The sequence below is a fragment of the Tardiphaga sp. 862_B3_N4_1 genome (assembly GCF_051811085.1).
GTDB lineage: Bacteria > Pseudomonadota > Alphaproteobacteria > Rhizobiales > Xanthobacteraceae > Tardiphaga > Tardiphaga robiniae.
Map to the genome: position 1 here is coordinate 1,380,434 of NZ_JBPWQB010000002.1, position 22,831 is coordinate 1,403,264.

The 22,831-nt window shown below is 61.8% G+C and carries 17 protein-coding genes; 8 read left to right on the forward strand and 9 right to left on the reverse strand.

Annotation, left to right across the window (positions count from 1 at the left end; translation table 11 throughout):
* Positions 1 to 162: 162 nt before the first annotated feature.
* The 4 genes from AB8B02_RS23780 to AB8B02_RS23795 form a co-directional block, all read right to left on the reverse strand.
* Complete coding sequence (locus AB8B02_RS23780; RefSeq protein WP_093757686.1) at positions 163 to 1,164, reverse strand: Bug family tripartite tricarboxylate transporter substrate binding protein; 1,002 nt, start codon at positions 1,162 to 1,164, stop codon at positions 163 to 165.
* Positions 1,165 to 1,392: 228 nt separating this feature from the next.
* Entirely contained in the window at positions 1,393 to 2,058 is a 666-nt protein-coding gene (locus AB8B02_RS23785) for a polysaccharide biosynthesis/export family protein (RefSeq protein ID WP_439065329.1), read from the reverse strand.
* 145 nt (positions 2,059 to 2,203) lie between these two features.
* Entirely contained in the window at positions 2,204 to 2,860 is a 657-nt protein-coding gene (gene msrA, locus AB8B02_RS23790; RefSeq protein ID WP_439065330.1) for a peptide-methionine (S)-S-oxide reductase MsrA, read from the reverse strand.
* Between the two features lie 184 nt (positions 2,861 to 3,044).
* Complete coding sequence (locus AB8B02_RS23795) at positions 3,045 to 3,359, reverse strand: hypothetical protein (RefSeq protein ID WP_068729932.1); 315 nt, start codon at positions 3,357 to 3,359, stop codon at positions 3,045 to 3,047.
* Between the two features lie 355 nt (positions 3,360 to 3,714).
* On the opposite strand from AB8B02_RS23795, the gene rpsT reads away from it, so the two are divergent.
* The 7 genes from rpsT (at position 3,715) to gyrB (ending at position 15,558) form a co-directional block, all read left to right on the forward strand.
* Positions 3,715 to 3,981, forward strand: a complete 267-nt coding sequence (rpsT, locus tag AB8B02_RS23800; RefSeq protein WP_068729934.1) for a 30S ribosomal protein S20 — start codon at positions 3,715 to 3,717, stop codon at positions 3,979 to 3,981.
* Positions 3,982 to 5,206: 1,225 nt separating this feature from the next.
* Positions 5,207 to 6,640, forward strand: coding sequence for a chromosomal replication initiator protein DnaA (gene dnaA / locus AB8B02_RS23805; protein WP_089263412.1), 1,434 nt, complete (start codon positions 5,207 to 5,209; stop codon positions 6,638 to 6,640).
* A gap of 244 nt (positions 6,641 to 6,884) precedes the next feature.
* Positions 6,885 to 8,003, forward strand: a complete 1,119-nt coding sequence (dnaN, locus tag AB8B02_RS23810) for a DNA polymerase III subunit beta (RefSeq protein WP_089263411.1) — start codon at positions 6,885 to 6,887, stop codon at positions 8,001 to 8,003.
* A 206-nt stretch (positions 8,004 to 8,209) separates the two neighbouring features.
* Complete coding sequence (gene recF, locus AB8B02_RS23815; RefSeq protein WP_184512397.1) at positions 8,210 to 9,358, forward strand: DNA replication/repair protein RecF; 1,149 nt, start codon at positions 8,210 to 8,212, stop codon at positions 9,356 to 9,358.
* A 160-nt stretch (positions 9,359 to 9,518) separates the two neighbouring features.
* Entirely contained in the window at positions 9,519 to 11,636 is a 2,118-nt protein-coding gene (locus tag AB8B02_RS23820) for a hypothetical protein (RefSeq protein WP_439065331.1), read from the forward strand.
* Positions 11,637 to 11,794: 158 nt separating this feature from the next.
* Positions 11,795 to 12,889, forward strand: coding sequence for an FUSC family protein (locus AB8B02_RS23825; RefSeq protein WP_439065332.1), 1,095 nt, complete (start codon positions 11,795 to 11,797; stop codon positions 12,887 to 12,889).
* A gap of 227 nt (positions 12,890 to 13,116) precedes the next feature.
* Positions 13,117 to 15,558, forward strand: coding sequence for a DNA topoisomerase (ATP-hydrolyzing) subunit B (gene gyrB / locus AB8B02_RS23830; RefSeq protein WP_439065333.1), 2,442 nt, complete (start codon positions 13,117 to 13,119; stop codon positions 15,556 to 15,558).
* Positions 15,559 to 15,622: 64 nt separating this feature from the next.
* On the opposite strand, the gene AB8B02_RS23835 is transcribed toward gyrB, so the two are convergent.
* From AB8B02_RS23835 to AB8B02_RS23850, 4 genes are all read right to left on the reverse strand, one after another.
* Positions 15,623 to 16,852 (reverse strand): ABC transporter substrate-binding protein, encoded by a 1,230-nt coding sequence (locus AB8B02_RS23835; RefSeq protein ID WP_439065334.1) that lies wholly within the window; start codon positions 16,850 to 16,852, stop codon positions 15,623 to 15,625.
* Between the two features lie 75 nt (positions 16,853 to 16,927).
* Positions 16,928 to 17,686 carry an enoyl-CoA hydratase/isomerase family protein gene (locus tag AB8B02_RS23840; RefSeq protein ID WP_439065335.1) on the reverse strand — a complete coding sequence of 253 codons (759 nt, stop codon included), beginning with the start codon at positions 17,684 to 17,686 and terminating at the stop codon, positions 16,928 to 16,930.
* A complete protein-coding gene (locus AB8B02_RS23845; protein ID WP_439065336.1) occupies positions 17,686 to 18,924 on the reverse strand; it encodes a CaiB/BaiF CoA transferase family protein in 1,239 nt (412 codons plus the stop codon). Before AB8B02_RS23845 ends, AB8B02_RS23840 begins: the two co-directional genes overlap by 1 nt.
* Positions 18,925 to 19,071: 147 nt before the next feature.
* A complete protein-coding gene (locus AB8B02_RS23850) occupies positions 19,072 to 20,400 on the reverse strand; it encodes a hydroxymethylglutaryl-CoA reductase, degradative (protein WP_439065337.1) in 1,329 nt (442 codons plus the stop codon).
* 270 nt (positions 20,401 to 20,670) lie between these two features.
* Between AB8B02_RS23850 and AB8B02_RS23855 the strand changes: the two genes are divergently transcribed.
* Entirely contained in the window at positions 20,671 to 22,065 is a 1,395-nt protein-coding gene (locus AB8B02_RS23855) for a PLP-dependent aminotransferase family protein (RefSeq protein WP_439060132.1), read from the forward strand.
* 14 nt (positions 22,066 to 22,079) lie between these two features.
* On the opposite strand, the gene AB8B02_RS23860 is transcribed toward AB8B02_RS23855, so the two are convergent.
* Complete coding sequence (locus tag AB8B02_RS23860; RefSeq protein ID WP_120287567.1) at positions 22,080 to 22,781, reverse strand: GntR family transcriptional regulator; 702 nt, start codon at positions 22,779 to 22,781, stop codon at positions 22,080 to 22,082.
* Positions 22,782 to 22,831 lie beyond the last annotated feature (50 nt).

Here is a 22,831-nt window from a genome sequence, read left to right on the forward strand (position 1 = left end):
GCCGCCGCCCTCTCCACGTCATTGCCGGGCTTGACCCGGCAATCCACCTTTGCGGCACCAACAGGCGCTTGGGCAAAGCTGAATACCCGGGTCAAGCCCGGGTATGACGACTGAGAGGGAGCAGCCTCGATCTTTCCCTGCCAGTCGGGAGAGATTGGAACATCACTCGCCCTTCACGCCCGCTGTCTTTGCCACCGTCGCCCAGCGATCGAAATCGCGGCGCAGGCTCTTCTCGAAAGATTCGGGGCTGTCTCCGACCGGAACGAGATTGACCGCCTGCAGGCCGGCGGTCCCCTCCGGCGAATTGATGATGCGACCGAGCTCGGCCGACAGTTTGCTCACAATGTCCTTCGGCGTCGCTGCTGGCACGAAGACGCCGACCCAGCCTTCAGCCTCGAAACCGGGATAGCCGAGTTCGGCCATGGTCTGCACGTTCGGCAGCTTGGGCTTGCGTTTCTCGCCGCCCACCGCGAGCGGACGGATCTTGCCGGCTTCGAGCTGCGGACCGGCCGTGGTGAAGTCGAGGAAGGCCGCCGTGACCTGATTGCCGAGCAAGTCGTTCAAGAGCGGCGCGGCGCCACGATACGGCACATGGGTCATATCAATGCCGGTGTTCTTCTTCAGAAGCTCGCCATAAAGATGCGACGTCGTGGCATTGCCAAAAGTGCCGTACGGATATTTTCCGGGACTGGATTTGGCAAGATCGACCAGTTCCTTCACCGACTTCATCGGCTGCGCTTCGGGCACGACGAGCACGATCGGCGAGATCGCGACCTGCGTGACGGGCGCGAGATCCTTGAACGCATCGTAGGGCAATTTCGACATCAGGCTCGGCGCCTGGATGATCTGCGTGATTGCGATCAGCACCGTGTAGCCATCGCCAGGAGCCTTGGCAGCGAAATCGTTGCCGATCACGCCACCGGCGCCCGGCTTGTTCTCGACGGTGACGGTCTGTTTCCAGGATTCTTGCAGCTTCTGCGCAAGTAGGCGCGCCGCGACATCGGTCGCACCGCCGGGCGCATAGGGTACGACGAAAGTGATGCGCCTATCGGGATAGGATTGCGCGGTCTGCGCAAATGCTTGCGAAGACAGCGCCGCTCCCAGCGCCACGATGGCTGCCAGAGTGACGCCGCGCATCACGTTGACCGACGGACTGGTCTTCATCTCTTCTCCCCCTGATATCCATATGTGCCGACATGGCGGCGCATTTTCAGCGAGTTGGCCTCGCTTGATCATTGCTACAGGGCGGGAGACGATTCTGATACAGAGCAACGCGTATCCTGACGCCAATGCGCCGATACATCGCAGCCAATTTCATCGCGGGAAAGCGCGTCTATTCCGTGAAGCGGAGAAAATCGCGTGTGAGGTGATGACCGCGATCGATGCGTGCGATCAGAACCAGCGCTCGCTGACCAGCACCGTATCACCGGGATTGATCGGCGTGCCCAATGGCACCACGGCGCGGTACGAGCCCTCGACGGTGGTATGGGTCAGCGTGACTTCATCACGCTTGGCGCGGGGCGAGAAGCCGCCGGCAATGGCGATCGCGCTCTCGACGCTCATATTGGGCACGTAGGGATACTGCCCAGGAGCGGCAACTTCACCGAGGATGAAGAACGGACGGTAGGCTTCGATTTCGACAGCCACCGACGGCTCGCGAATGAAGCCATTGCGCAGGCGGCCGGTGATGCTCGCAGCCAGGGCAGCGGGCGTCATGCCGCGCGCCGGCACGCGGCCGATCAGCGGCATGGTGATCGCGCCACCGGCATCGATGGCGTAGGAATTGGTGAGACCTTCCTGGCCGTAAACCACGACGCGCAGCTTGTCGCCGGCATCGAGCTTGTACTGCGCATCATAGGTCGAGACCGGGGGAGCATAAGCAACCGGCACTGCTGCCGGCCCGTAACCCGGGCGGCCATAAGCTAGCGTGTCGAGATCGGCAGCCGGCGCGACCACTGCGACAGGGCCGGGTCTGCGCATGCAACCGGACAGAGCCAGCGCGGCAACCGCGACAATCATGGGCAGACGAAACGCGCGGGCAAACGACACTGGACTCATCCCTCATAGAGACAGCTTCGGTTTTGGCCTCTTATGGTTAAAATTCCGTTGTCGTCGCCGTCCACCAGGCAGCGAGAAGCCCGCCCTCGGGAATATCCGAAAGCGGGCTTTTGACGTTGTTTATCTACACTTAGCCGTAGTCAGCTCAGGCCGTGACGCCGACCCCGATCGGGCACGACACGCCGGTGCCGCCGAGACCGCAATAGCCGCCGGGATTCTTCGCCAGATACTGCTGGTGATAGTCCTCGGCGAAGTAGAACTTCCCGGCCGGCGCGATCTCGGTGGTGATGGTGCCGAGGCCCTTCGCCGACAGTGCCTTCTGATACGCCGCCTTCGACGCTGCGACGGCATCGCGCTGTGCATCGCTGAAGGTGTAGATCGCGGAACGATACTGCGAGCCGATGTCGTTGCCCTGACGCATGCCCTGGGTCGGATCGTGGCTCTCCCAGAACGTCTTCAGCAACTGCTCGTAAGAAATCTTCTTCGGATCGAACGCCACCAGCACCGCTTCGGTGTGACCGGTACGGCCCGAGCAGGTCTCTTCATAGGTCGGGTTCGGCGTGAAGCCGCCGGCATAGCCGACCGCGGTCGTATAGATGCCGTCGCCGAGCTCCCAGAACTTGCGCTCAGCACCCCAGAAGCAACCGAGCCCGAACACCGCCCGCTCAACTCCTTCTGGATAGGGCGGCTGGATGTTACTGCCATTGACGAAGTGATGCTTGGTAGTGGGGATCGGCGTATCGCGACCGGGCAGTGCTTCGGCGGCGGTCGGCAATGCAGCGGTCTTGCGCATGAACAGCATGGATCATCTCCCGGCGCGCTCGCGAACGAAGTGGACTCCGGTTCGCTGGACGAACGCGCAGATCTGGGGGCCAACAGCACCCGCGAGGCAGAACCGGATTCACTCCTGCCGCGCGGCGTATCTCAGGTGGCAATATAGGTATCTACGAGGGAAACGGCAGGTGTGTTACGTCGTCGAGCGCCGTTCAATTCCGCGAATAGCCGATCAACGGCTTGCTTGGCCGAAACAACAGCATCAGCACGATGCCGAGCACGCCCATGACGGCCCAGGCCGGCTGGTTGAGCAGCAATTTGAGAAGCCCGCTGAGGAACGGCGCATTGGCATCGACCATCGCCTGGAAGGAACGCTGGCTGGCCTGGTTGATGTCGTTCCAGAACTCCCCGAGCCGGGTCAGCCGCAGCGCTTGATCGGCAATCGAGCGCGCCCCATCATAGACTAGGAACACGAACCCACCGGCCAGCAATAACAGCCCTATCAGGCGGAAAAACCCGCGGATCATCCGAATCCCCTCATCGCTCTCACCCCCGGCAATACCGGGCAAACCCGAGAAATTCAACCTCATCAGCAACTTAACCGCCACTCTGCGGCTGTTTTTCGTCTAAAGGCGCAGCCGGAAGGCGTTGACGGTGGAAATCGGGCACTCTATAAGGAGCGCCAATGGCGGTGGGCGCAATCCCGCCGCCGCTGTTCTTTGAGCGGCGCGCCCCGTGAGTTTCGAAACGCGTGAGCTTTGCCGCTCCGGGGATAGCATTTTCAGGAACACCCCGGAAACAGATCAGCGTTGGCCGCAGTCGAGCGGCAGACGTCAATCAGCCCGGCGCCCGAGACGGGACGCTGCTGAAGGATAGTGAGATATGGCCAATACGACCTCCGCCAAGAAGGCGACGCGCAAGATTGCCCGCCGCACCATCGTCAACAAGTCCCGCCGCACCCAGATGCGCGGTGCAGTCCGCACCGTCGAGGCGGCGATCAAGAGCGGCGACCGCGAAGCGGCGCTGAAGGCGATGAAGCTCGCCGAGCCCGAACTGATGAAGGCTGCTCAGCGCAACCTCGTTCACAAGAATCTCGCAAGCCGCAAGGTCTCGCGTCTCGTCCATCAGATCGCGAAGCTCGCGCAGTAATCTGACGACAACATTCTTTCCAAAAAGCCCGGCTGCACGCCGGGCTTTTTTTATGCCGCAATGCGTTCGCGCTATCGCGTCACAAATTCTGATGAAGCGCAAAGACCGCCGCGCGCTTGCGCGATGCGCGTCTCGTCATGTCTCTTCAACGGCACAGCCGGAACGCACAACGCATCACACCGAGTGCCAATCCGCGTTATCGCTTGCGTCAGCGTGATTCTGAAAAAGCAACAGCGCCACACCGCCAGCGCGAGTCCGATGTCTAGGGTTACCCTGACTCAACGCACAGAAAAAAACGCGCGGCTCTAATCACTTATCGGCATAGCGAAGCGGACCAGTTTGAAAACGCGGACTCCGCCCCTTCATTCGTAAATGAATTATGAATTTCTTTTTTCGCTGGATCGAATCTGCAACGGCACTGTCACATTACGATTCAGCGCGTTGATTCAAAACCTTGACGCATCGTCAAAAAAATCACGACGTGTTCCGGGCTGCGCAAGTGAGGCTTTTGCGGGGCACCTGAAAAATGATTCCGTTGCGAGAAACCGGGCGTGCTGTATTTCTTTAATCACTCGCGGCGCCCGCGGTTCTTCAGATCAGAGCGATTTAAGAACCAGGACGGACCTTAGGATCAGCGACGGTCTTCAGGTTAGCGACACCTTCCAAGCTTTGATCGGATCGCAGCCCATAGCAATATGGGAAGGGTTGTTCTGTGTCGAAATTTCTCGGGTATCCATTCGGATGCTTTGAAAAGAAATGCGCACCGGCCAATCGCAACCAGCAAAGCTGACGGTGCGGAAGTAAGCGGGCAGGCGAGCGGGCAAGACGACGATACGGGAATACGACTGAACGAGTTTCGATGTTCAGCGTTGCGGACTGACTTTGAACCACATGTGAACTGACATCTTGCCGCGAGCGACCGCGGTGAGCGGGGGAGGCTTTATGCGCAAATCGACCACGACAGCATTCCAGCGACCGCGATCTGCGTCTCGTTCAGATACGGCGACCCACACCTCCGCCCACGTTCCCGACAGACCCTCCAGTACGCGCTGACCTCGCGACGAGGTCCTCTTCGACATCACTGATCTGACCTCGGCCGGATGGCCGTTGGCGGAGCTGTGCCCGAAGACGACGCGTCACACGAGGTCGCACCGCGTCTCCATACGCGGACATTCATCGGCAGCGTTGTGCCGGACACTCACTCTATCTGAAAAGTTCTCTGACAATGGCTAATATGGAACAGGATCACTGGTCTCGCGTGAAAGGTCGGCTGCGGTCGACGGTTGGCGAAGACGTTTACTCCAGCTGGTTCGCGCGGATGGATCTCGAAAGCGTGCAGGACGACAGCGTCCATCTTTCGGTACCCACCCGATTCCTGAAGAGCTGGATCCAGGCCCACTATGCCGAGCGCGTGCTAAACGCCTGGCAGGCCGAGATGCCGCAGGTTCACCGCGTCGACCTCACCGTGCGCTCCGCAATGCGCAACGTGGCGCCCGCCAACAAGGAAGCCGCAGCGCCGACCGAAGCGCGCCGCACCGAGACGTTCAACAACCGTCCCGCGCCCGAACTCCGCGCCACGGCCACCGCGCCGGTGTCCGCAAGCCATGAAGCACTCGGCGGCTCGCCGCTCGATCCGCGCCTGACTTTTGCGAGCTTCGTGCTCGGCCGCGCCAACACGCTGGCCCATGCTGCCGCGCGTCAGGTCGCCGAAGGTCGCCGCGGCGATCCGGTGATGTTCAACCCGCTTTACATCCATGCCGGCGTCGGCCTCGGCAAAACCCATCTGTTGCAGGCCGTGACCTGGGCTGGCAATTCCGGCCCCGACCGCAAGGTGCTGTATCTCACCGCCGAGAAGTTCATGTACGGCTTCGTCGCTGCGCTGAAGACGCAGACGGCGCTCGCCTTCAAGGAAGCGCTGCGCGGCATCGACGTGCTGGTGATCGACGACATGCAGTTCCTGCAGGGCAAGACCACGCAGGCCGAATTCTGTCACACACTGAACGCGCTGATCGATGCCGGCCGCCAGGTGGTGATCGCCGCCGATCGTCCGCCGTCGGATCTGGAAAGCCTTGACGAACGCGTGCGTTCACGCCTCGCCGGCGGTCTCGTCGTCGAAATGAGCTCGCTCGGCGAAGAGCTGCGCCTGGGCATCCTGAAGTCGCGCGTTGCCGCGGCCCGTGCACATCATGCCTCGTTCGACGTACCGGAACCGGTGCTGGACTATCTGGCCCGCACCATCACCCACAATGGCCGCGATCTCGAAGGCGCAATCAACCGCCTGCTGGCGCATTCGAAGCTGAACGCCACGCCGGTGACGCTGGAAATGGCCGAACGCGAAGTGCGCGACCTGATCCGTCCGCAGGAGCCGAAGCGGATCAAGATCGAGGACATCCAGCGTGTCGTCGCGCGCCAGTACAACGTCAGCCGGTCCGACCTCCTGTCGTCGCGCCGCACCGCCAATGTCGTTCGCCCCCGTCAGGTTGCGATGTATCTGGCCAAGACCCTGACGCTGCGCTCGCTGCCGGAAATCGGCCGCCGCTTCGGTGGCCGCGATCACACCACCGTTCTGCATGCCGTACGCAAGATCGAGGCGCTGGTCGGCAAGGACGTGGCCCTGCAGGATGAGGTCGAAACGCTGAAGCGCCAACTGCAGGAGTAAAAGCGTCCCCGCCCCCGACGCGCCAAAGCGTGCGCCGGGGCAGGACGAGGGTGTTAACCGTCAAAACATTGGGGGCCGGAAGCGCATCTCTCTTGCGCTTCCCGGCCATCCACGCCACCTTGCGGTCCCCCGCGGGATTGAGCAAAATCCACTTGATCGAGCTTGCGGGTGTCATCGCCGCGGCGCCCATTCGGGCCGCCAGGCATTTCCACACGACACCGGATTGAATCGGGCGGGTTTTGTTATGAAGGTCACCGTCGAACGCGCGCAACTCCTGAAGTCGCTGAGCCACGTGCATCGCGTGGTCGAGCGCCGCAACACGATTCCGATCCTGGGAAACGTGCTGATCCGCGCCGAAAATGCCCGGCTGTCGCTAAAGGCCACGGACCTCGACCTTGAAGTCACGGAAACCCTGGCCGCCGAAGTCGGCACCGCCGGTTCCACCACCGTGCCCGCGCATATGTTTTACGACATCGTCCGCAAACTGCCGGATGGCTCGCAGATTGTGCTCGAAGCCGATGGCGATCGCTCGGTGATGGCGATCCGCGCCGGCCGTTCGCGCTTCACGCTGCAGACGCTGCCGGAGAATGATTTCCCGGATCTCGCCGCCGGCGAAATGACGCACTCGTTTGCGCTGCCCGCCTCCGACGTCAAGCGCCTGATCGACCGCACGCAGTTTGCGATCTCCACCGAAGAGACCCGCTATTATCTCAACGGCATCTATCTCCACGCCGCCGGCACCGCGACCGCGGCAACCCTGCGTGCCGTCGCCACCGACGGTCATCGTCTGGCACAGATCGACCTCAAGCTGCCCAAGGGCGCCGACGGCATGCCGGGCGTCATCGTGCCGCGCAAGACGGTCGGTGAAGTGCAGCGCCTGATCGAGGATCTGGAAGCCGAGATCACCATCGAGCTGTCGCAGGGCAAGATCCGCTTCACGCTCGGCAATGTGGTTCTGACCTCGAAACTGATCGACGGCACCTTCCCCGACTATGGCCGCGTGATCCCGCAGAACAACGACAAGGAACTGGTGATCGACAAGAAGGATTTCGAGAATGCGGTCGACCGCGTCTCGACAATCTCCAGCGAGCGCGGCCGCGCCGTGAAACTCGCGCTGTCGGCGGGCAAGCTGGTGCTGTCGGTGACAAATCCGGATTCCGGCAGCGCGACGGAAGAGCTCGAGGTCGAATACGCCTCCGACGCGCTCGATATCGGTTTCAACTCGCGCTATCTGCTCGACATCGCTGCCCAGATCGAAGGCGAAGTCGCCGTGCTGCGCCTCGCCGATCCCGGTTCGCCGACGCTGGTACAGGACAAGGACGCCAAGGGCGCCCTGTATGTGCTGATGCCGATGCGGGTGTGAGTTCCTTCAGGTGCCGTCCCCGCGAAAGCGAGGACCCATAGCCTCCGAAGAACTAGTTGCAGCCAGGTAGCCACGACTCTGCCGTTTTATGCCGGCCGTGGTCATGGATCCCCGCCCCGCATGCGCCTTCGGCGCACTAGGCGGGGATGACAACGGAGATTGGCGCGGCGCGTTGCGACGACTTTAGCTGAGTCCCATATTCACGAATGACCGCCTCCCGCATCCATCGCCTGTCGCTCACCAATTTCCGCAGCTATCGCGCGGCGTCGCTGGAGACATCGGCGGACATGGTCGCCCTCGTCGGTCCGAACGGCGCCGGCAAGACCAATTGTATCGAAGCGATCTCGTTTCTGTCGCCCGGCCGCGGCCTGCGCCGCGCGACGCTCGAAGACGTTGCGAATAACGAAGGCGACGGTTCCTGGGCTGTGTCGGCGACTGTCGAGGGTGAGGTTGGTCTCGCCACACTCGGCACCGGCATCGATGCCCCCGCGGCAGAAGGTGCGTCCACCAGCCGTCGCTGTCGTATCGACCGCGAGCCTGTCGGTTCTGCCGCAGCGTTCGGCGATCACCTCCGCATGGTGTGGCTGACGCCAGCCATGGACCAGTTGTTCATGGGCGCCGCCTCCGAACGCCGGCGCTTCTTCGACCGCCTCGTGCTGGCCATCGACAAGGATCACTCCGGTCGCGTCTCCGCACTCGAGCGTAGCCTGCGTTCGCGTAACCGCTTGCTCGAAGACCGGAACAGCGACGCCCACTGGCTCGATGCCATCGAGCGGGAGACAGCCGAACTCGCGGTTGCCGTCGCCGCGACGCGCGGCCAGACTGCAATGCGGCTCGGAGAGATGCTGCGCGTGCGCGGCGAAGCCTCGGCCTTTCCATCCGCACTCATCATGCTCGACGGCTGGATGGAGAATGCGCTGGTCAATGAACCGGCCACGGCGGTCGAAGATCGTTATCGCCAGATCTTGCGCGATGGTCGCCCGCGTGATGCCGCCGCCGGCCGCACGCTCGACGGCCCGCATCTCACCGATCTGCAGGTGATCTATGCGCCGAAAAACATGCCGGCACGCGATGCCTCCACCGGCGAACAGAAGGCCCTGTTGATCGGGCTCATCCTCGCCCACGCCACGCTGGTCGCCGAGATGACCGGCATCACGCCGCTCCTGTTACTTGACGAAGTCGTCGCCCATCTCGACCCTGATCGGCGCAAGTCGCTGTTCGGCGAACTCTCGAAATTGGGCGCCCAGGTCTGGATGACCGGCGCCGATCCTGTTGCTTTCGCAGAAATCGGCCCATCCGGCGAGATTTTCGACGTCGCCAATGGGCATATCGCGCGGCGCCAGCCGGCCGGTTGAACCAAAGCAACACCTCCTACAACTCACTCTAAGTGCCCCGCGCAAATAATGTCGCTGCCCTTGTGGGCAGCGCTTTTGCATGCACGCAAGCAAACGCCGGAGGCTTTCAGTGATGTTTTCAAGCAAGCGCGGGATACAGCTCCCGGCCAGACACTGCCTGTTGGCCCTGCTCGTCAGCACCGCCATCGCCGGCGGCTCGCTGGCCTGCCGTGCGGAAGACGGCCTGGTGGATGTGAGAACGCTGCCGCATATCGAAGGCGCGATGGCCCGGCCTGAAGCCACCAAATACCCCAATCTCAGCGCCAGCTATTTCGGCGCAGGCAGCGTCGCAGACACCATTGCCAATACCGGAAAATTACTCGCAGCCGATGGCTGGATCGCCTACACGCCGCCACTCGAGGGATCAGATCGCAGCCGCTGGTACAAGAAGGGTGCGCAGGGCGTGTCAGCATCCTTCATGACTGACGGCAGCCGAACGGATCGGTCGGGCGTCAGCTACAGCTCGCAGCGCCTGGAAGTGAACCTGCCTTTCCCCGATCGCGCGACCGATATCGTCTATGACGAACGGCGGCCGTATCTTGGATGCACGACGGCTGAAACGGTCGATGCAACGCTGGCTTTCTTTCAGAAAGAACTCGCTGCTTTGGGCTGGTCGCCGCTGTCCGCGAGTGCTGCGGAGACCCGTTGGCCAGACGCGAAGATCGACGAGACGAGCGCGAATGGCGTGCGTGTCTATTTTACCCGCGACGGTAACACGCGACAATTGCCGGTGATGCTGAGCTTACAGCGGAGCGCCGATAACAAGACCAGCGTCGAAATTCGCGTCGCGCCCTTCGCTCTCCCGCAAGATCTCGCTGCGGGTCCTGAATCCGCAGGCTTGCCGCGGCCGGAACGCATCAAATCTGCCGGAACCACCGGCAGCGCAGATTCCGTCAAGCGCGAAGCACATGCGCTGATCCCGGCCGAGCTCGGCCCCGTGCTCGCCTTCTATCGCCGCGAACTCGGCAAGAAGGGCTGGATCGAACAGAGCAAGGACACCGTCGTTACCACCGATCGCGCCTCGCTCGCATTCACCTCGCCGGAAGAGACGGCAACGCTGCGGATCGGTCGCAAATACGATCTGACCACCGTGCAGATCGACGTACAAATTCTGCCATCTGTGATCGCGGCGCGCGCGAAGGCCAAAAAGGAAGCAGACGACCGCTTTATCAAGGATGCACTCGCGTTCGGGCAAGCAGCTATTGCCGAGGCGGATGCGAAACGTGCTGCAGCGCAAACCGCACGCGGGCCGGAAACTGCGTTGCGCGCGATGGACGGTTCGAGCACACCGATTCCCGTCCCCGACACCACCAGCGAGATCGACTTCGACGGCGCCGATGGCAGGCTCGCATTCACGAGCTCCTCGAGTGTCAGCGCGCTGGCGGATTTTTACCGCAGCGGAATGAAAGCGCTCGGCTGGAAGAGCACGCCGTCGGTCATCAACAATCCCAATATGGTGGTGTTGAATTTCAGCAAGGCCAAGCAAAGCATCTCGCTGACGGCGATGCAGATGGGCCCGAAGGTCAATGTCACGGCGACAGGCTCGGGCCTGAGGGGCGCGCCTGTCGCACCCGTTGCCGGCAACACGACCACGGGCAACGCCAAGAGCGCCGAACAGGTTCTCGAGTCCGATGGCGACACCGATTATCCCACACCGAAACAGCGGACGTTGCGATCGCTGGGTACTTCAGGGCTGCCAGGCGGCGCGCCGTTCAGACATGAGTTGAGTGCATCTGTGCCTGCGGGACTGGACTCGGTTCTGGCGTTCTACCGACGCGAACTCACGCAGCGACAGTGGCAGGAAGACACGAAGAACGCGGTCATCAAACCCGACAGCGCCATGCTGGCCTTCAAGGCGCCCGATGGTCCCGCCACGCTGAAACTGGAACGCCGCAACGACGAGACCACGGTCAGTCTAGTGGTGCGCCATCCCGCAGAAGCGACGAAGGCGGGCATCCTGCCTGCACTGGGCAAGGTTCGGCTGCTGTTCGGCAATATGGGTGACGCGGAAGTGTCGGTCAGCGTCAATAACAAGACGATCAAGGTCGCGCCCGGCGTGGGCGGACCGCAAAATCCGAACGGGCCGACGATGGAACTGCCGCCCGGCGCCTACAAGGTCACGATCAAGGCCGCGGGCAAGCCCGCACATGACAGTACGATCAAGGTGGCGGCCAACGACAGCTGGGGCCTGATGGTTGGCCCTGACGGTCGGGATATCCTCCCGCTCCAGCTCTACTGAGGACAAAGCGTGCAAGCGCGTCAGCGCGCGCGTCCGCCACTGCATTGGGCCATGAGAAATCGTCTGTTGTAGACCACGTTCGACAGCATAAATATCTGGCCATGCTGGTATTTTTGGCCATTCATCTGTCGCGGATCGCGCGCGCATTCGGAAACGAAATGCGGTCGCTTCCGATTCCCGGACCGCGCATGATCGATGAGGCCGAATGCATCTGTTCGGTGCTGCTGGCGATCGTCTTGTCGCACGCCATCGGCGCGGAGAATGTCGGCTGGGCCGCATTCTCCGGATACATGGTAATGCGCTCGCACGTCGCCGAAAGTTTTACGCGCGGCATCCTTCGCGTGATTGGGACGCTCGCTGGCGCAGGACTCGCACTTGCTGCTGCGCCTTTACTGCTGCGCCAGCCGGTGTCGCTGAGTCTCGGTCTTCTGATCGGCGGCAGCATCACCCTCTATTTCGCTATCGTCGGCCACCGCGCCTATGCCTGGCTGTTCACCGGGCTCACTTTCCTGATGGTGCTGATCGAAGGCATGGAACATGCGCGGGAGCCGATCCTGCGCTTTGCCTCCACGCGCGTGCTCGAAGTGCTGGCCGGTACCACCGCCTGCGTCATCGTCAGTGCGATCTCGACCTGGACAGTGCGGCGCGCGCTACCGAATCCGGACAACAATCTGCGCGCCAAGCCGGTCGACCAGCCGACGCGGCAATGGCACGCCACGGTGGCGCGTCACGCCTTGGTCGGCGGCATTGCATTGGCGCTGATCCCGTGGGCCTGGCTCTGGCTCGGCATCCCCTCGCTCAGCCAATCCAGCATCACGATCTTCGCGGTCATGCTGGTACCGGCCGCGTCGCTAGCGGAAGGCATGCTCAGCCCGGTCTCGTCGCGCATGATGAACCGTCTGATAGGCTGTCTCGCCGGTGGCTTGCTCGCCAGCGCGATCCTGCTGGTCAGCCGCCATTCGCCGGTCGTGATGACCATCGGGCTCGCGCTCGGCGTCATGATCGGCCGTCACATCGAAAATGGCCCGCCCTCCATGAGTTATGCGGGCCTGCAATTCACTTTGGCCTTCCTCGTGGTGCTGGTGCCTGACAACTACGCCAATGCCGCCCTGGAGCCCGGCTATGACCGCCTGTTCGGCATTCTGTTCGGGATGGCGTTACTGGAGCCGGTGGTGCTCATCGCGCATCTGATCGCCCGGCGCAGCCTCAAGACGAATGCCGACAAACCGGTTGCGGGACTGGCTGACAAATAGCCTTCGGAATGCACGCAAGCCGGGCATTTTCGACGCCCGGAACAGGCGCGAAATCGGACTGCTAAAACGACCTCAAATCGTCTTGAAATGGTGCCAAAAAATCCTATTTATTCAATAACTTGCTGCGCGTTACTTTGCGCTAGGCGCAATGCGCCTTTCATGGCACAAATAGAGCGATTCAAGCGCCGTTTTCCGCGCTGATTCGGCACACCTTCGAAGGCCCCTACATGACTGAACCAGCCCGGCAACCCATCGCCGACACTGAGCATGCCATTCCCATCGAATACGGTGCGGAATCGATCCGGGTCCTGAAGGGACTCGACGCCGTCCGTAAGCGGCCGGGCATGTATATCGGCGATACCGACGACGGTTCGGGCCTGCATCACATGGTCTACGAAGTCGTCGATAACGCGATCGACGAGGCGTTGGCCGGTCATGCCAGCGCCGTCGAAGTCATTCTGAATGCCGATGGTTCGGTGACGGTGCGCGACGACGGTCGCGGCATCCCCGTCGACATCCACAAGGGCGAAGGCATCTCGGCAGCCGAGGTCATCATGACCCAGCTCCACGCCGGCGGAAAATTCGACCAGAACTCCTACAAGGTGTCCGGCGGTCTGCACGGCGTCGGCGTCTCTGTCGTGAATGCACTGTCGAGCAAGTTGATCCTTCGCGTCTGGCGCAACGACAAAGAGCACCGCATCGAATTCGCCCATGGCGACGCGGTGGCGCCGCTCTCGGTGGTCGGCGATGCCAATGGCAGGCGCGGCACCGAAGTGACGTTCTATGCCTCGGCGGAAACCTTCACGACACTCGAATATGATTTCGCGACGCTTGAACATCGTCTGCGCGAACTCGCCTTCCTGAATTCCGGTGTCAACATCAGATTGTCGGATCTGCGTCATCCGGTCGAGAAGACCGAGAACATGATGTATGAGGGCGGCGTCGAGGAATTCGTCAAATATCTCGACCGCAACAAGAAGGCGATGGTGCCGACGCCGATCGTAATGCGCGCCGAACAGGGCGGCATATCAGTCGAAGTCGCGATGTGGTGGAACGACAGCTACCACGAGAACGTCCTCTGCTTTACCAACAACATCCCGCAGCGCGATGGCGGCACCCATCTCGCCGGCTTTCGCGGCGCGCTGACGCGCCAGGTCAATGGCTATGCCGAAGTTGTCGCCAAGAAGGAAAAGATCGCGCTGACCGGCGACGATTGCCGCGAAGGCCTCACTGCCGTGCTGTCAGTGAAAGTGCCCGATCCGAAATTCTCGTCGCAGACCAAGGACAAACTCGTATCCTCGGAAGTGCGCCCGGTGGTCGAGAATATTCTCAACGAAGCCCTCGCCTCGTGGTTTGAGGAACATCCGACCGAAGCCAAGATCATCGTCAGCAAAGTGATCGAAGCCGGCGCCGCCCGCGAAGCCGCCCGCAAGGCCCGCGAGCTGACCCGGCGCAAGGGCGCGCTGGATATCGCCTCCCTGCCCGGCAAGCTGGCTGACTGTCAGGAGCGCGATCCCGCCAAGTCCGAACTGTTCATCGTCGAGGGTGACTCGGCAGGCGGCTCTGCGAAACAGGGCCGCAACCGCGAATTCCAGGCCGTGCTGCCGCTGCGCGGCAAGATCCTCAATGTCGAGCGCGCGCGCTTCGACAAGATGCTCGGCTCCGAACAGATCGGCACGCTGATCACGGCGCTCGGCACCGGCATCGGCCGCGACGACTTCGACCTGTCGAAACTGCGTTATCACAAGATCATCCTGATGACGGACGCGGATGTCGACGGCGCGCATATCCGCACGCTGCTGCTGACGTTCTTCTTCCGCCAGATGCCGACGCTAATCGAAGGCGGCTATCTCTACATCGCGCAGCCGCCGCTCTACAAAGTGACGCGCGGCAAGTCCGAGCAGTACCTCAAGGACGAGCGGGCGCTGGAAGACTACCTGATCGAGACCGGTCTCGACGACTGCATCTTCAAGCTCGCTTCGGGCGAGGATCGCACAGGCCGCGATCTGCTGGCGCTGGTGGAAGATGCCCGCATCATCCGCGGCACGCTCAACAATCTGCATTCGCGCTATAATCGCAAAGTCGTCGAGCAGGCTGCAATCGCTGGCGTGCTCAATCCGCGGGTCACCGCTGATCTCGCCACCGCCAATGCCGCTGCCGACTACATCGCCAAGCGGCTGGACGCGCTGGCCGACGAAGTCGAGCGTGGCTGGATCGGTGAATTCCGCGAAGGCCAGGGCTTCTTCTTCGAACGCACGATTCGCGGTGTGAAGGACGTCTCCTTCATCGACGACGCCCTGCTCGGCTCCGCCGATGCGCGCAAGCTCGACGAATATGCCAGCAGCCTGCAGGAAGCCTATCCGAAATCCGGTGTCCTGCGCCGCAAGGACATCGAATTCCCGATCCACGGCCCTGTCAGTCTGTTCGAGGCTGTCACCGACGCCGGCCGCAAGGGCGTGGCCCTGCAGCGCTACAAAGGTCTGGGCGAGATGAATCCCGGCCAGCTCTGGGAAACCACGCTCGACACCAATGAGCGCTCGCTGCTGCAGGTCCGGGTCAAGGAAGTCGACGAGGCCGACGACATTTTCACCAAGCTGATGGGTGATGTGGTCGAACCGCGCCGCGAATTCATTCAGGACAATTCGCTCAGCGCGAATGTGGACGTGTAAGCAGACCGCTCTCCAGAGATAAAACTGAAAAGCCCGCCATTCTGGCGGGCCTTTTGCGTTTATCCTACTTCTTCACCAGCGGGCAGCGCGACTGCGCCAACGGCTGGAAGGCCTGATCTGCCGGGATCGTGGCGAGCAGCTTGTAGTAATCCCACGGCGCCTTGGACTCGGTCGGCTTCTTCACCTCGAACAGATACATGTCGTGGACCATACGACCGTCTTCGCGGATCTTGCCATTCTTGTAGAACACGTCATTGATGGGCAGTTCGCGCATCTTCTTCATCACCTCTTCGGTGCTATCGGTGCCGGCGGCCTGAACGGCTTTCAGATAATGCAGCACCGATGAATAGGTGCCGGTCTGCAGCATGTTCGGCATGGCGTTCACTTTCTCGTAGAAGCGCTTCGACCACTTCCGCGTCTCGTCGTTCATGTCCCAATACGACGCCTCGGTGATCGTCAGCCCCTGAGCCTCTTTCAATCCGAGACCGTGAACGTCGTTGATAAATCCCGCCAGCGCCGAGAGCTTCTGGCCGCCTGCCGTCAAGCCGAACTCTGCCGCCTGCTTGATCGAATTGATGGTGTCGCCGCCGGCATTGGCGAGAGCCACAACCTTGGCCTTGGACGACTGCGCCTGCAGCAGGACGGAGGCGAAGTCCGCGGTCCCGACCGGGTGTTTCGTCGCACCGGCGACCTTGCCGCCCGAAGCCTTGACGACATCGCCGGTGTCCTTCTCGAGGCCTTGACCGAACGCATAGTCCGCCGTCACGAAATACCAGGTATCGAAACCCTGGCTGACTAGCGCCTTACCTGTGCTGTTCGCGATCGCGAATGTGTCATAGGCCCAATGAACCACATAGGGTCCACACACCTCGTTCGTGATCCGGGTCGATCCCGGCGAGCTCAGCGTGATGATCTTCTTCTTCTCCTTGGCGATCTCGAGCACGGCCAAGGCAGGCGATGATGACGCAACGTCGAGAATGGCATCGACCTTGTCGGTATCGAACCATTTCCGTGCAGCGTTGGCGGCAATGTCCGGCTTGTTCTGGTGATCTGCGAATACGACTTCGACCGGCATGCCGAGGACCTTGCCGCCGAAATCCTCCACCGCCATCTGCGCCGCAGTCACGGCACCCTTGCCGGTAATGTCGGCATAGACGCCCGACATATCCTCGATCGCGCCGACACGGACGACGCCATCCGAGACCTGTGCGTTCTGCGCCAAAGCAGAGGCGGTGCAAAGAAAAACGCTGACAATCGCCGTCGTAAAGCACGCACCCAGTTCAGATCGTCTCATATCATCCACCCTTTTACGTTTTTGATTTTTCAATACGCCTGCGACGCGCGATCTCTCCAAAGACCTATCGCATCGTCACTTCTCGTTTCCTCTGTTCGCAAACGCAGCCAGGCCACGCTTGGCATCCGCACTCGTGAACGTGCGCTGACCGAGCGCGGCCTCCACGCGAAATGCTTCTGCGAGCGGCAGGTCCTGAAGCGTCAGCGCCGCTTCCTTGATGGTCTGGATGGCGATCGGACTCAGTGCCGCGATCTTGGCTGCCATCTCATAGGCCAGCGGTTCGACTTGATCGGAATCGACAACCCGGTTGACGACGCCTTTGGCAAGCATGTCATCCGCGGAAAAGCGCTCAGCCGTCAGCATGATCTCCATGGCATGCGCGTAGCCGATCTGCCGGACCAGGCGCACGAGCGTGCCTCCCGCCGGCACGAAGCCGTGCTTCGGTTCGGGCAGTTGAAAGACAGCGTCGCGTGCCGCAATCCGGATATCCGTCGCCAGCATGATCTCGAACCCGCCGCCCATGCACATGCCGCGAATGGCGCTGATGACCGGCTTATAGAATCCGGGAAACTTGATGTGGGCCGGATCCCAGGCAGAGATGTCGATTGTGTCCGCCGCGAGTGCAGGAATAGACTCCCGAAGGTCAGCACCGACGCAGAAGGCGCGATCGCCCGCACCGGTCAGCACCACGGCCCGGATCTCATCGTCATCCTTGATGGCGTGGAATGTCCGGCCGAGGTCATCATACATGGCGAGCGTCAGCGCATTCATCTTGTCCGGCCGGTTGATCCGGACCGTTGCGACGTGACTGTCCTTGGTGAAATCAATCGCCATCAGATCGCTCCCGACGCCTTGAGACGCGCCAGTTCGGTCGCCGTGACATCCGCCAACCGGGAGAGAACCTCTGCATTGTCCTCGCCAGGCAGCGGCGCTTTTTCGAACGACATCTGCCCCGCACCGGATAGCTTGATCGGCAGACCGAACATGCCGATCAGCTTTCCTGCGATCGGAACGTCGACGATCATGTTGCGTGCGGCGATATGCGGATCTTCGACCACCTCGGCGATGGTCTTGATGGCGCTGAGCGGGATCTTGTCACCCGCCATCTCCTCGAGTTCGGCCTTGGTGTAGTTCGCGAACCAGCGTTCCAGCAGCGGCTTGACCTTGGTCTCTGCCACCGCGTGGTCGAACCGCTTCTCCATCGTATCGATGGCAGGATCTTTGGCCTGTTCCGGCTCGCCGAACAGCATGCAGGTAATCGCCCAGAACTTGTCGGTGTAGCCGCCGAAGAAAACGTAGCCGTCCTTGCAAGGAAACTGGCCATAGGGCCGAACGAACGGATGATCGTTACCCAGTGGCGAGGCGACCTCTTTCTGCGCGGTGTAACGGACCACCGCGTTCTCGGTCAGCGTCAGCACGGAATCCTGCTGGGAGACATCGACCACCTGGCCGACGCCGGTCTTCTCCGCCTCTCGCAATGCTGCAAGCGTTCCGATAGCCGCATAGAGGGAAGCGGCGAGGTCGCCGATGATGGTGCCGACGCGAACGGGCGGCATGTCGGCATAGCCATTCATCGACCACAGTCCGCCGGCCGCCTGCCCCGTATTGTCATAGGCCGGCTTGGATGAATTGGGTCCGGTGCGGCCGAAGCCGCTAATCGCGGTGTAGACGAGCCTGGGATTGATCTCGCGCAGCACCTCGTAGCTGAGGCCAAGCTTGTCCATCGTGCCGGGGCGGAAGTTCTCGACGAGAATGTCGGCCTTCTGCACCAGCTTCTTCAGCAGGGCTTTGCCATCATCGGATTTGAGATTGAGCGTGATACCCCTCTTGTTGCGGTTGAACTGTGTGAAGAACGCGCTGAGTTGCTCATCGTCGTTGCCGACGAAGGGTGGAAAGGTCCGCGCATAATCCGGCTCTCCGGGATGCTCCACCTTGATCACGGTGGCACCCAGGTCTGCGAACAACATCGAGCAGAATGGACCTGCGACAACACGCGTGATGTCAAGCACCGTCACGCCCTTGAGAGGACCGTTGCGCTCCTTGAGCCCACCTATCTTTTCTGCTGTGTTCACATCATCCTCCCAGTCCATACGAATATCCGCCGACAACATCGGCACGCATGGTTTTCGTACAAGAGCATGAGTATCGAAGATACATTTTCATACCCGCCGGCCGTGCAGGCGTGACGCCTGCACGAAGTTGCGTTGCACAAAGTGGCGTTAGAACGCCTCCACTTTTTCCGAACGCAGCTTCTCGAGAACTTCCTTGGCGCGATCAACACGCACGTCGTGATTGGCGGCGAGCGCGGCGGCGACCTTTTCGATCTCGTCGCCGGTGGCACCGGCGACGATGGCAATGTTGCGCGCATGCAGTGCCATGTGCCCTTTCTGGATGCCTTCGGTGGCCAGCGCACGAAGCGCGCCCATGTTCTGCGCCAGACCGACGGCAACGGCGACTTCCGCCAGCTCCTGCGCACTCTGCACGCCAAGTATCTTCAGGGCCGCTCGCGCGGCGGGATGGGTCTTGGTGGCACCGCCGACGAGGCCGAGCGCCATCGGCATCTCAATGGTGCCGACGAGATTGCCCTTGCCATCGATTTCCCAATTGGTGAGCGAGGTGTAGCGGCCGGAGCGCGAGGCCCAGACATGGGCGCCGGCCTCGATGGCGCGCCAGTCATTGCCGGTCGCGACCACGACGGGATCGATACCGTTCATAATGCCCTTGTTGTGGGTCGCAGCGCGGTAGGGATCGACGATTGCAAACGCGCAGGCCTCGACGATGCCGCGGGCGATCCGCTCGCCATCATATTCCTCGGTCTTCAACGCCTCCGGCGTCACTGACACCATTGCGCGGGCGATGCGCAGATCGGCATAGTTCGACAGAATGCGCAGACGCACGGTTCCGCCTGTGATCTTCTCGATCAGCGGCGCGACCGTCTCCGCCATCGTGTTGACGGTGTTGGCGCCCATGGCATCGCGCACGTCGACGATGAGATGCACGGCCATCATCGGCCCTACCGATGTGTTTTCGAACACATGCACCTCGACGTCGCGGCAGCCGCCGCCGAGCGAGATCAGCACCTTGTCTTTGGTATTGGCCGCCTCAAGGATGGCATCGCGCTCGCGTAGCACGCGCGCACGGGCGCCGTGCACGTCGGCGACACCCAGCACCTGCACCTGCGCACGCATGATCGGCGCGGAGCTTGAGGTCTGGAAACCGCCGCATTTGCGAACGATGCGCGCCATATAGGACGCCGCGGCCACCACCGACGGCTCCTCGACCGCCATCGGAATCAGGTAATCACGGCCGTTCACGGTGAAATTGGTGGCGATACCCACCGGCAGTTCGAAAGTGCCGATGACATTCTCGATCATGCCATTGGCGAGTTCGAGCGGCAGCGCGCCGGGGCCGAAGGCCGCGCGCTCGGTATCACCGAGCGAGGTCGCGTCGATCACACGGCCCAGCCTTTCGGCAGGCGCGAGATTACGCAGATTTTCCAAACGCGAATTGATCTTTCCGGGCTGTTCGCCCGACTTCGAACCGGCCATTGCGGCGCCTCCCACACAGGGTCTTCTGTTGGCGGCACGTTAGGCATCCGCGGATGAGGTCCGAAAGAGACAGTTTTGAAATATTGTCCTAGACTGTACCCATTGCGATATGACCTCTCTATTCGCGGATGCAGTATTCTTCCGTGCAAATGGAGCGCAGACCAGGTCCATCTGCGCGAAGACATGAGACTGGACGATTGAATTCAATCTTGTCGCTCGAGAAAGGTACGGTTCTGATGGACCGTCCAGCACTGCACCTGGAGGCATTGCTTGACTGCTTCTCGTGAGCCGTCCGACCGCAGCACAACGCTGGCCGAGACTTTGGCCGGCCGGTTGCGTGTGCAAATCCTCTCCGGCGCATTGCCGGAAGGCAACCGCCTGCCCTCGATCAGAAAGGCCGCCGGGGAATTTGGCGTGTCGAAGAACACCGTTGTCGAAGCCTATGACCGGCTGGTGCTTGGCAATCTCGTCGCAGCAAAGGCAGGCTCCGGTTTCGTGGTCATCTATCGCGGCGATGATGGCGGGCGACCGAAACACGTGAGCGAAGCCGTCGACATCGCATCGCTGCTAAGTGCCCAGCTCTCGCAGAATTTCGAGATCCGCGTCGGCGACGGACGGCCGCCGGCGTCGTGGACGGAGCAATCGGAGATTAAGCGCCATCTGAGCGGGACCGGACGGATCCTGCCGGCCGCCGCTGATGCCTATGGCTCCGCGCTCGGATTCCTGCCGCTCCGACAACAGATTGCATTGCGGCTGCAAGCCCAACAAATCGCGGCGAAGGAAGACGGGCTTCTACTCACATTCGGAGCCAATCACGCGCTCGACCTGATCATCCGCGCGATGCTGTCGCCTGGCGATACGGTGCTGGTGGACGAGCCCGGCTATTATCCTCTGTTCGCCAAGCTCACGCTGGCGCAGGTTCGCATCGTGGGCGTTCGCCGCCTGGCGGATGGGCCGGATGTCGACGACCTCGCCGCAAAGATCCAGTCGGAGCGGCCGAAGCTGTTTTTCACGCAGTCGCTTGGCCACAATCCGACTGGAGGATCGATCACGCTGCCCGTGGCGCATGCGGTGCTTCAGACGGCGATGCGATCGAACCTCGTGATCGTCGAGGACGACCCGTTTGCCGATCTGCCGATGGCGGTGAACAGCCGGCTGGCGACGCTCGATCAGTTGAACAATGTGATCTCGATCGGAACCTTTTCGAAGACGCTGTCGGCGAGCCTGCGATCGGGCTTCATCGCGGCCCGCAGCGACCGCATCGCGACGCTGGCCGAATTGAAGATGCTTACCACCGTTAACAGTTCAGGCCATGTGGAGCGACTGCTGCACCGGCTGCTCGCGGACGGCCACTATGAACGGCACCTGAAGCGGCTGGGACAGCGGAGTGAAGCCGCCATGGGCCAGGTGCGCGCCAATCTCGTGCGCGGCGGACATCCGCTCTATGCCGACGCACGCACGGGCTATTACCTGTATCTGCTGCTGCCGGACGGAATCGACGACATGGCGCTGGCGCGCGAAGGCGCGAAGGACAGCATCTTCATCGCGCCGGGAAGCCTGTTCTGCCTCGACAAGAACAGTCGGCTGGCGCGGGCGATCAGAATCAATGTGTCGCGGGCGGACAATCCAAAATTCTACGAATTTCTGCTGCGCCGGCTGCAATAGACGCCGCGACGCCTTCAGGTCGCTTCCTCGGTATAGGGCGCCAGCACATCCAGCAGATCCCGGCCCCGCGCCGGGGTCGGCTCCACCAGCGCGCGGTTGGCGACCGAATCCAGATGCGAATGCATCAGCGACATCGCCTTGTTGGCATCGCCCTCCTGAAGCGCCTCGATGATCGCGATATGCTCGCTGATGCCGCATTCCGACGAATGCGGGCGACTGAACAGCGACAGTGTCAGACAGCAGCGATAGGCGATCTCGCTGACATAGCGGACCAGCACCGGACTGTTGGTCATCGACGCCAGCATGATGTGAAATTCAGTCGCCAAGCGAATGGACACGGCGTTCGGCCCGTCATGCGCCTCGCGCTCCGCCTCGACATGCGCCTTGAGGCGCGCGATCTGACTGCTGCTGAGCTTGCCGGCGATCTTGCGGACGATCAGCCGTTCGAGATCCATCCGAATGTCGAAGATGTCGCGCGCGTCCTGCCAGCTCGGCGTCACGACTACAGCGATGCGGTTACGTCGCAGCTCCACAAGCCCCTCGGACGCCAGTTGCCCGAGTGCATAGCGCGCAATGGTGCGGCTAACGCCGAAGCGCTCACCCAAGGAGTCCTCGGGAAGCTTGGCGCCGGGTTCCAGAGCCTGCTCGATGATCGCCCGCCGCAGCGCGCGGCAGATCACCCCAACCTTGTCTTTTGAATTCGGCGCTTCTGGCATTCAGATCGAACCTGTCGCGATTTGGGCATTCCGGGCCGTGCCCGAAGTGC

What these genes read in the sequence shown, in the direction of transcription:
- dnaA (WP_089263412.1), top strand. Translation starts at nt 5,207, where the DNA reads ATGGCTAATATGGAACAGGATCACTGGTCTCGCGTGAAAGGTCGGCTG.
- rpsT (WP_068729934.1), top strand. Translation starts at nt 3,715, where the DNA reads ATGGCCAATACGACCTCCGCCAAGAAGGCGACGCGCAAGATTGCCCGC.
- AB8B02_RS23795 (WP_068729932.1), bottom strand. Translation starts at nt 3,359, where the DNA reads ATGATCCGCGGGTTTTTCCGCCTGATAGGGCTGTTATTGCTGGCCGGT.
- dnaN (WP_089263411.1), top strand. Translation starts at nt 6,885, where the DNA reads ATGAAGGTCACCGTCGAACGCGCGCAACTCCTGAAGTCGCTGAGCCAC.
- AB8B02_RS23850 (WP_439065337.1), bottom strand. Translation starts at nt 20,400, where the DNA reads ATGGCCGGTTCGAAGTCGGGCGAACAGCCCGGAAAGATCAATTCGCGT.
- gyrB (WP_439065333.1), top strand. Translation starts at nt 13,117, where the DNA reads ATGACTGAACCAGCCCGGCAACCCATCGCCGACACTGAGCATGCCATT.
- AB8B02_RS23780 (WP_093757686.1), bottom strand. Translation starts at nt 1,164, where the DNA reads ATGAAGACCAGTCCGTCGGTCAACGTGATGCGCGGCGTCACTCTGGCA.
- AB8B02_RS23785 (WP_439065329.1), bottom strand. Translation starts at nt 2,058, where the DNA reads ATGAGTCCAGTGTCGTTTGCCCGCGCGTTTCGTCTGCCCATGATTGTC.
- AB8B02_RS23825 (WP_439065332.1), top strand. Translation starts at nt 11,795, where the DNA reads ATGCGGTCGCTTCCGATTCCCGGACCGCGCATGATCGATGAGGCCGAA.
- recF (WP_184512397.1), top strand. Translation starts at nt 8,210, where the DNA reads ATGACCGCCTCCCGCATCCATCGCCTGTCGCTCACCAATTTCCGCAGC.
- AB8B02_RS23835 (WP_439065334.1), bottom strand. Translation starts at nt 16,852, where the DNA reads ATGAGACGATCTGAACTGGGTGCGTGCTTTACGACGGCGATTGTCAGC.
- AB8B02_RS23840 (WP_439065335.1), bottom strand. Translation starts at nt 17,686, where the DNA reads ATGGCGATTGATTTCACCAAGGACAGTCACGTCGCAACGGTCCGGATC.
- AB8B02_RS23860 (WP_120287567.1), bottom strand. Translation starts at nt 22,781, where the DNA reads ATGCCAGAAGCGCCGAATTCAAAAGACAAGGTTGGGGTGATCTGCCGC.
- msrA (WP_439065330.1), bottom strand. Translation starts at nt 2,860, where the DNA reads ATGCTGTTCATGCGCAAGACCGCTGCATTGCCGACCGCCGCCGAAGCA.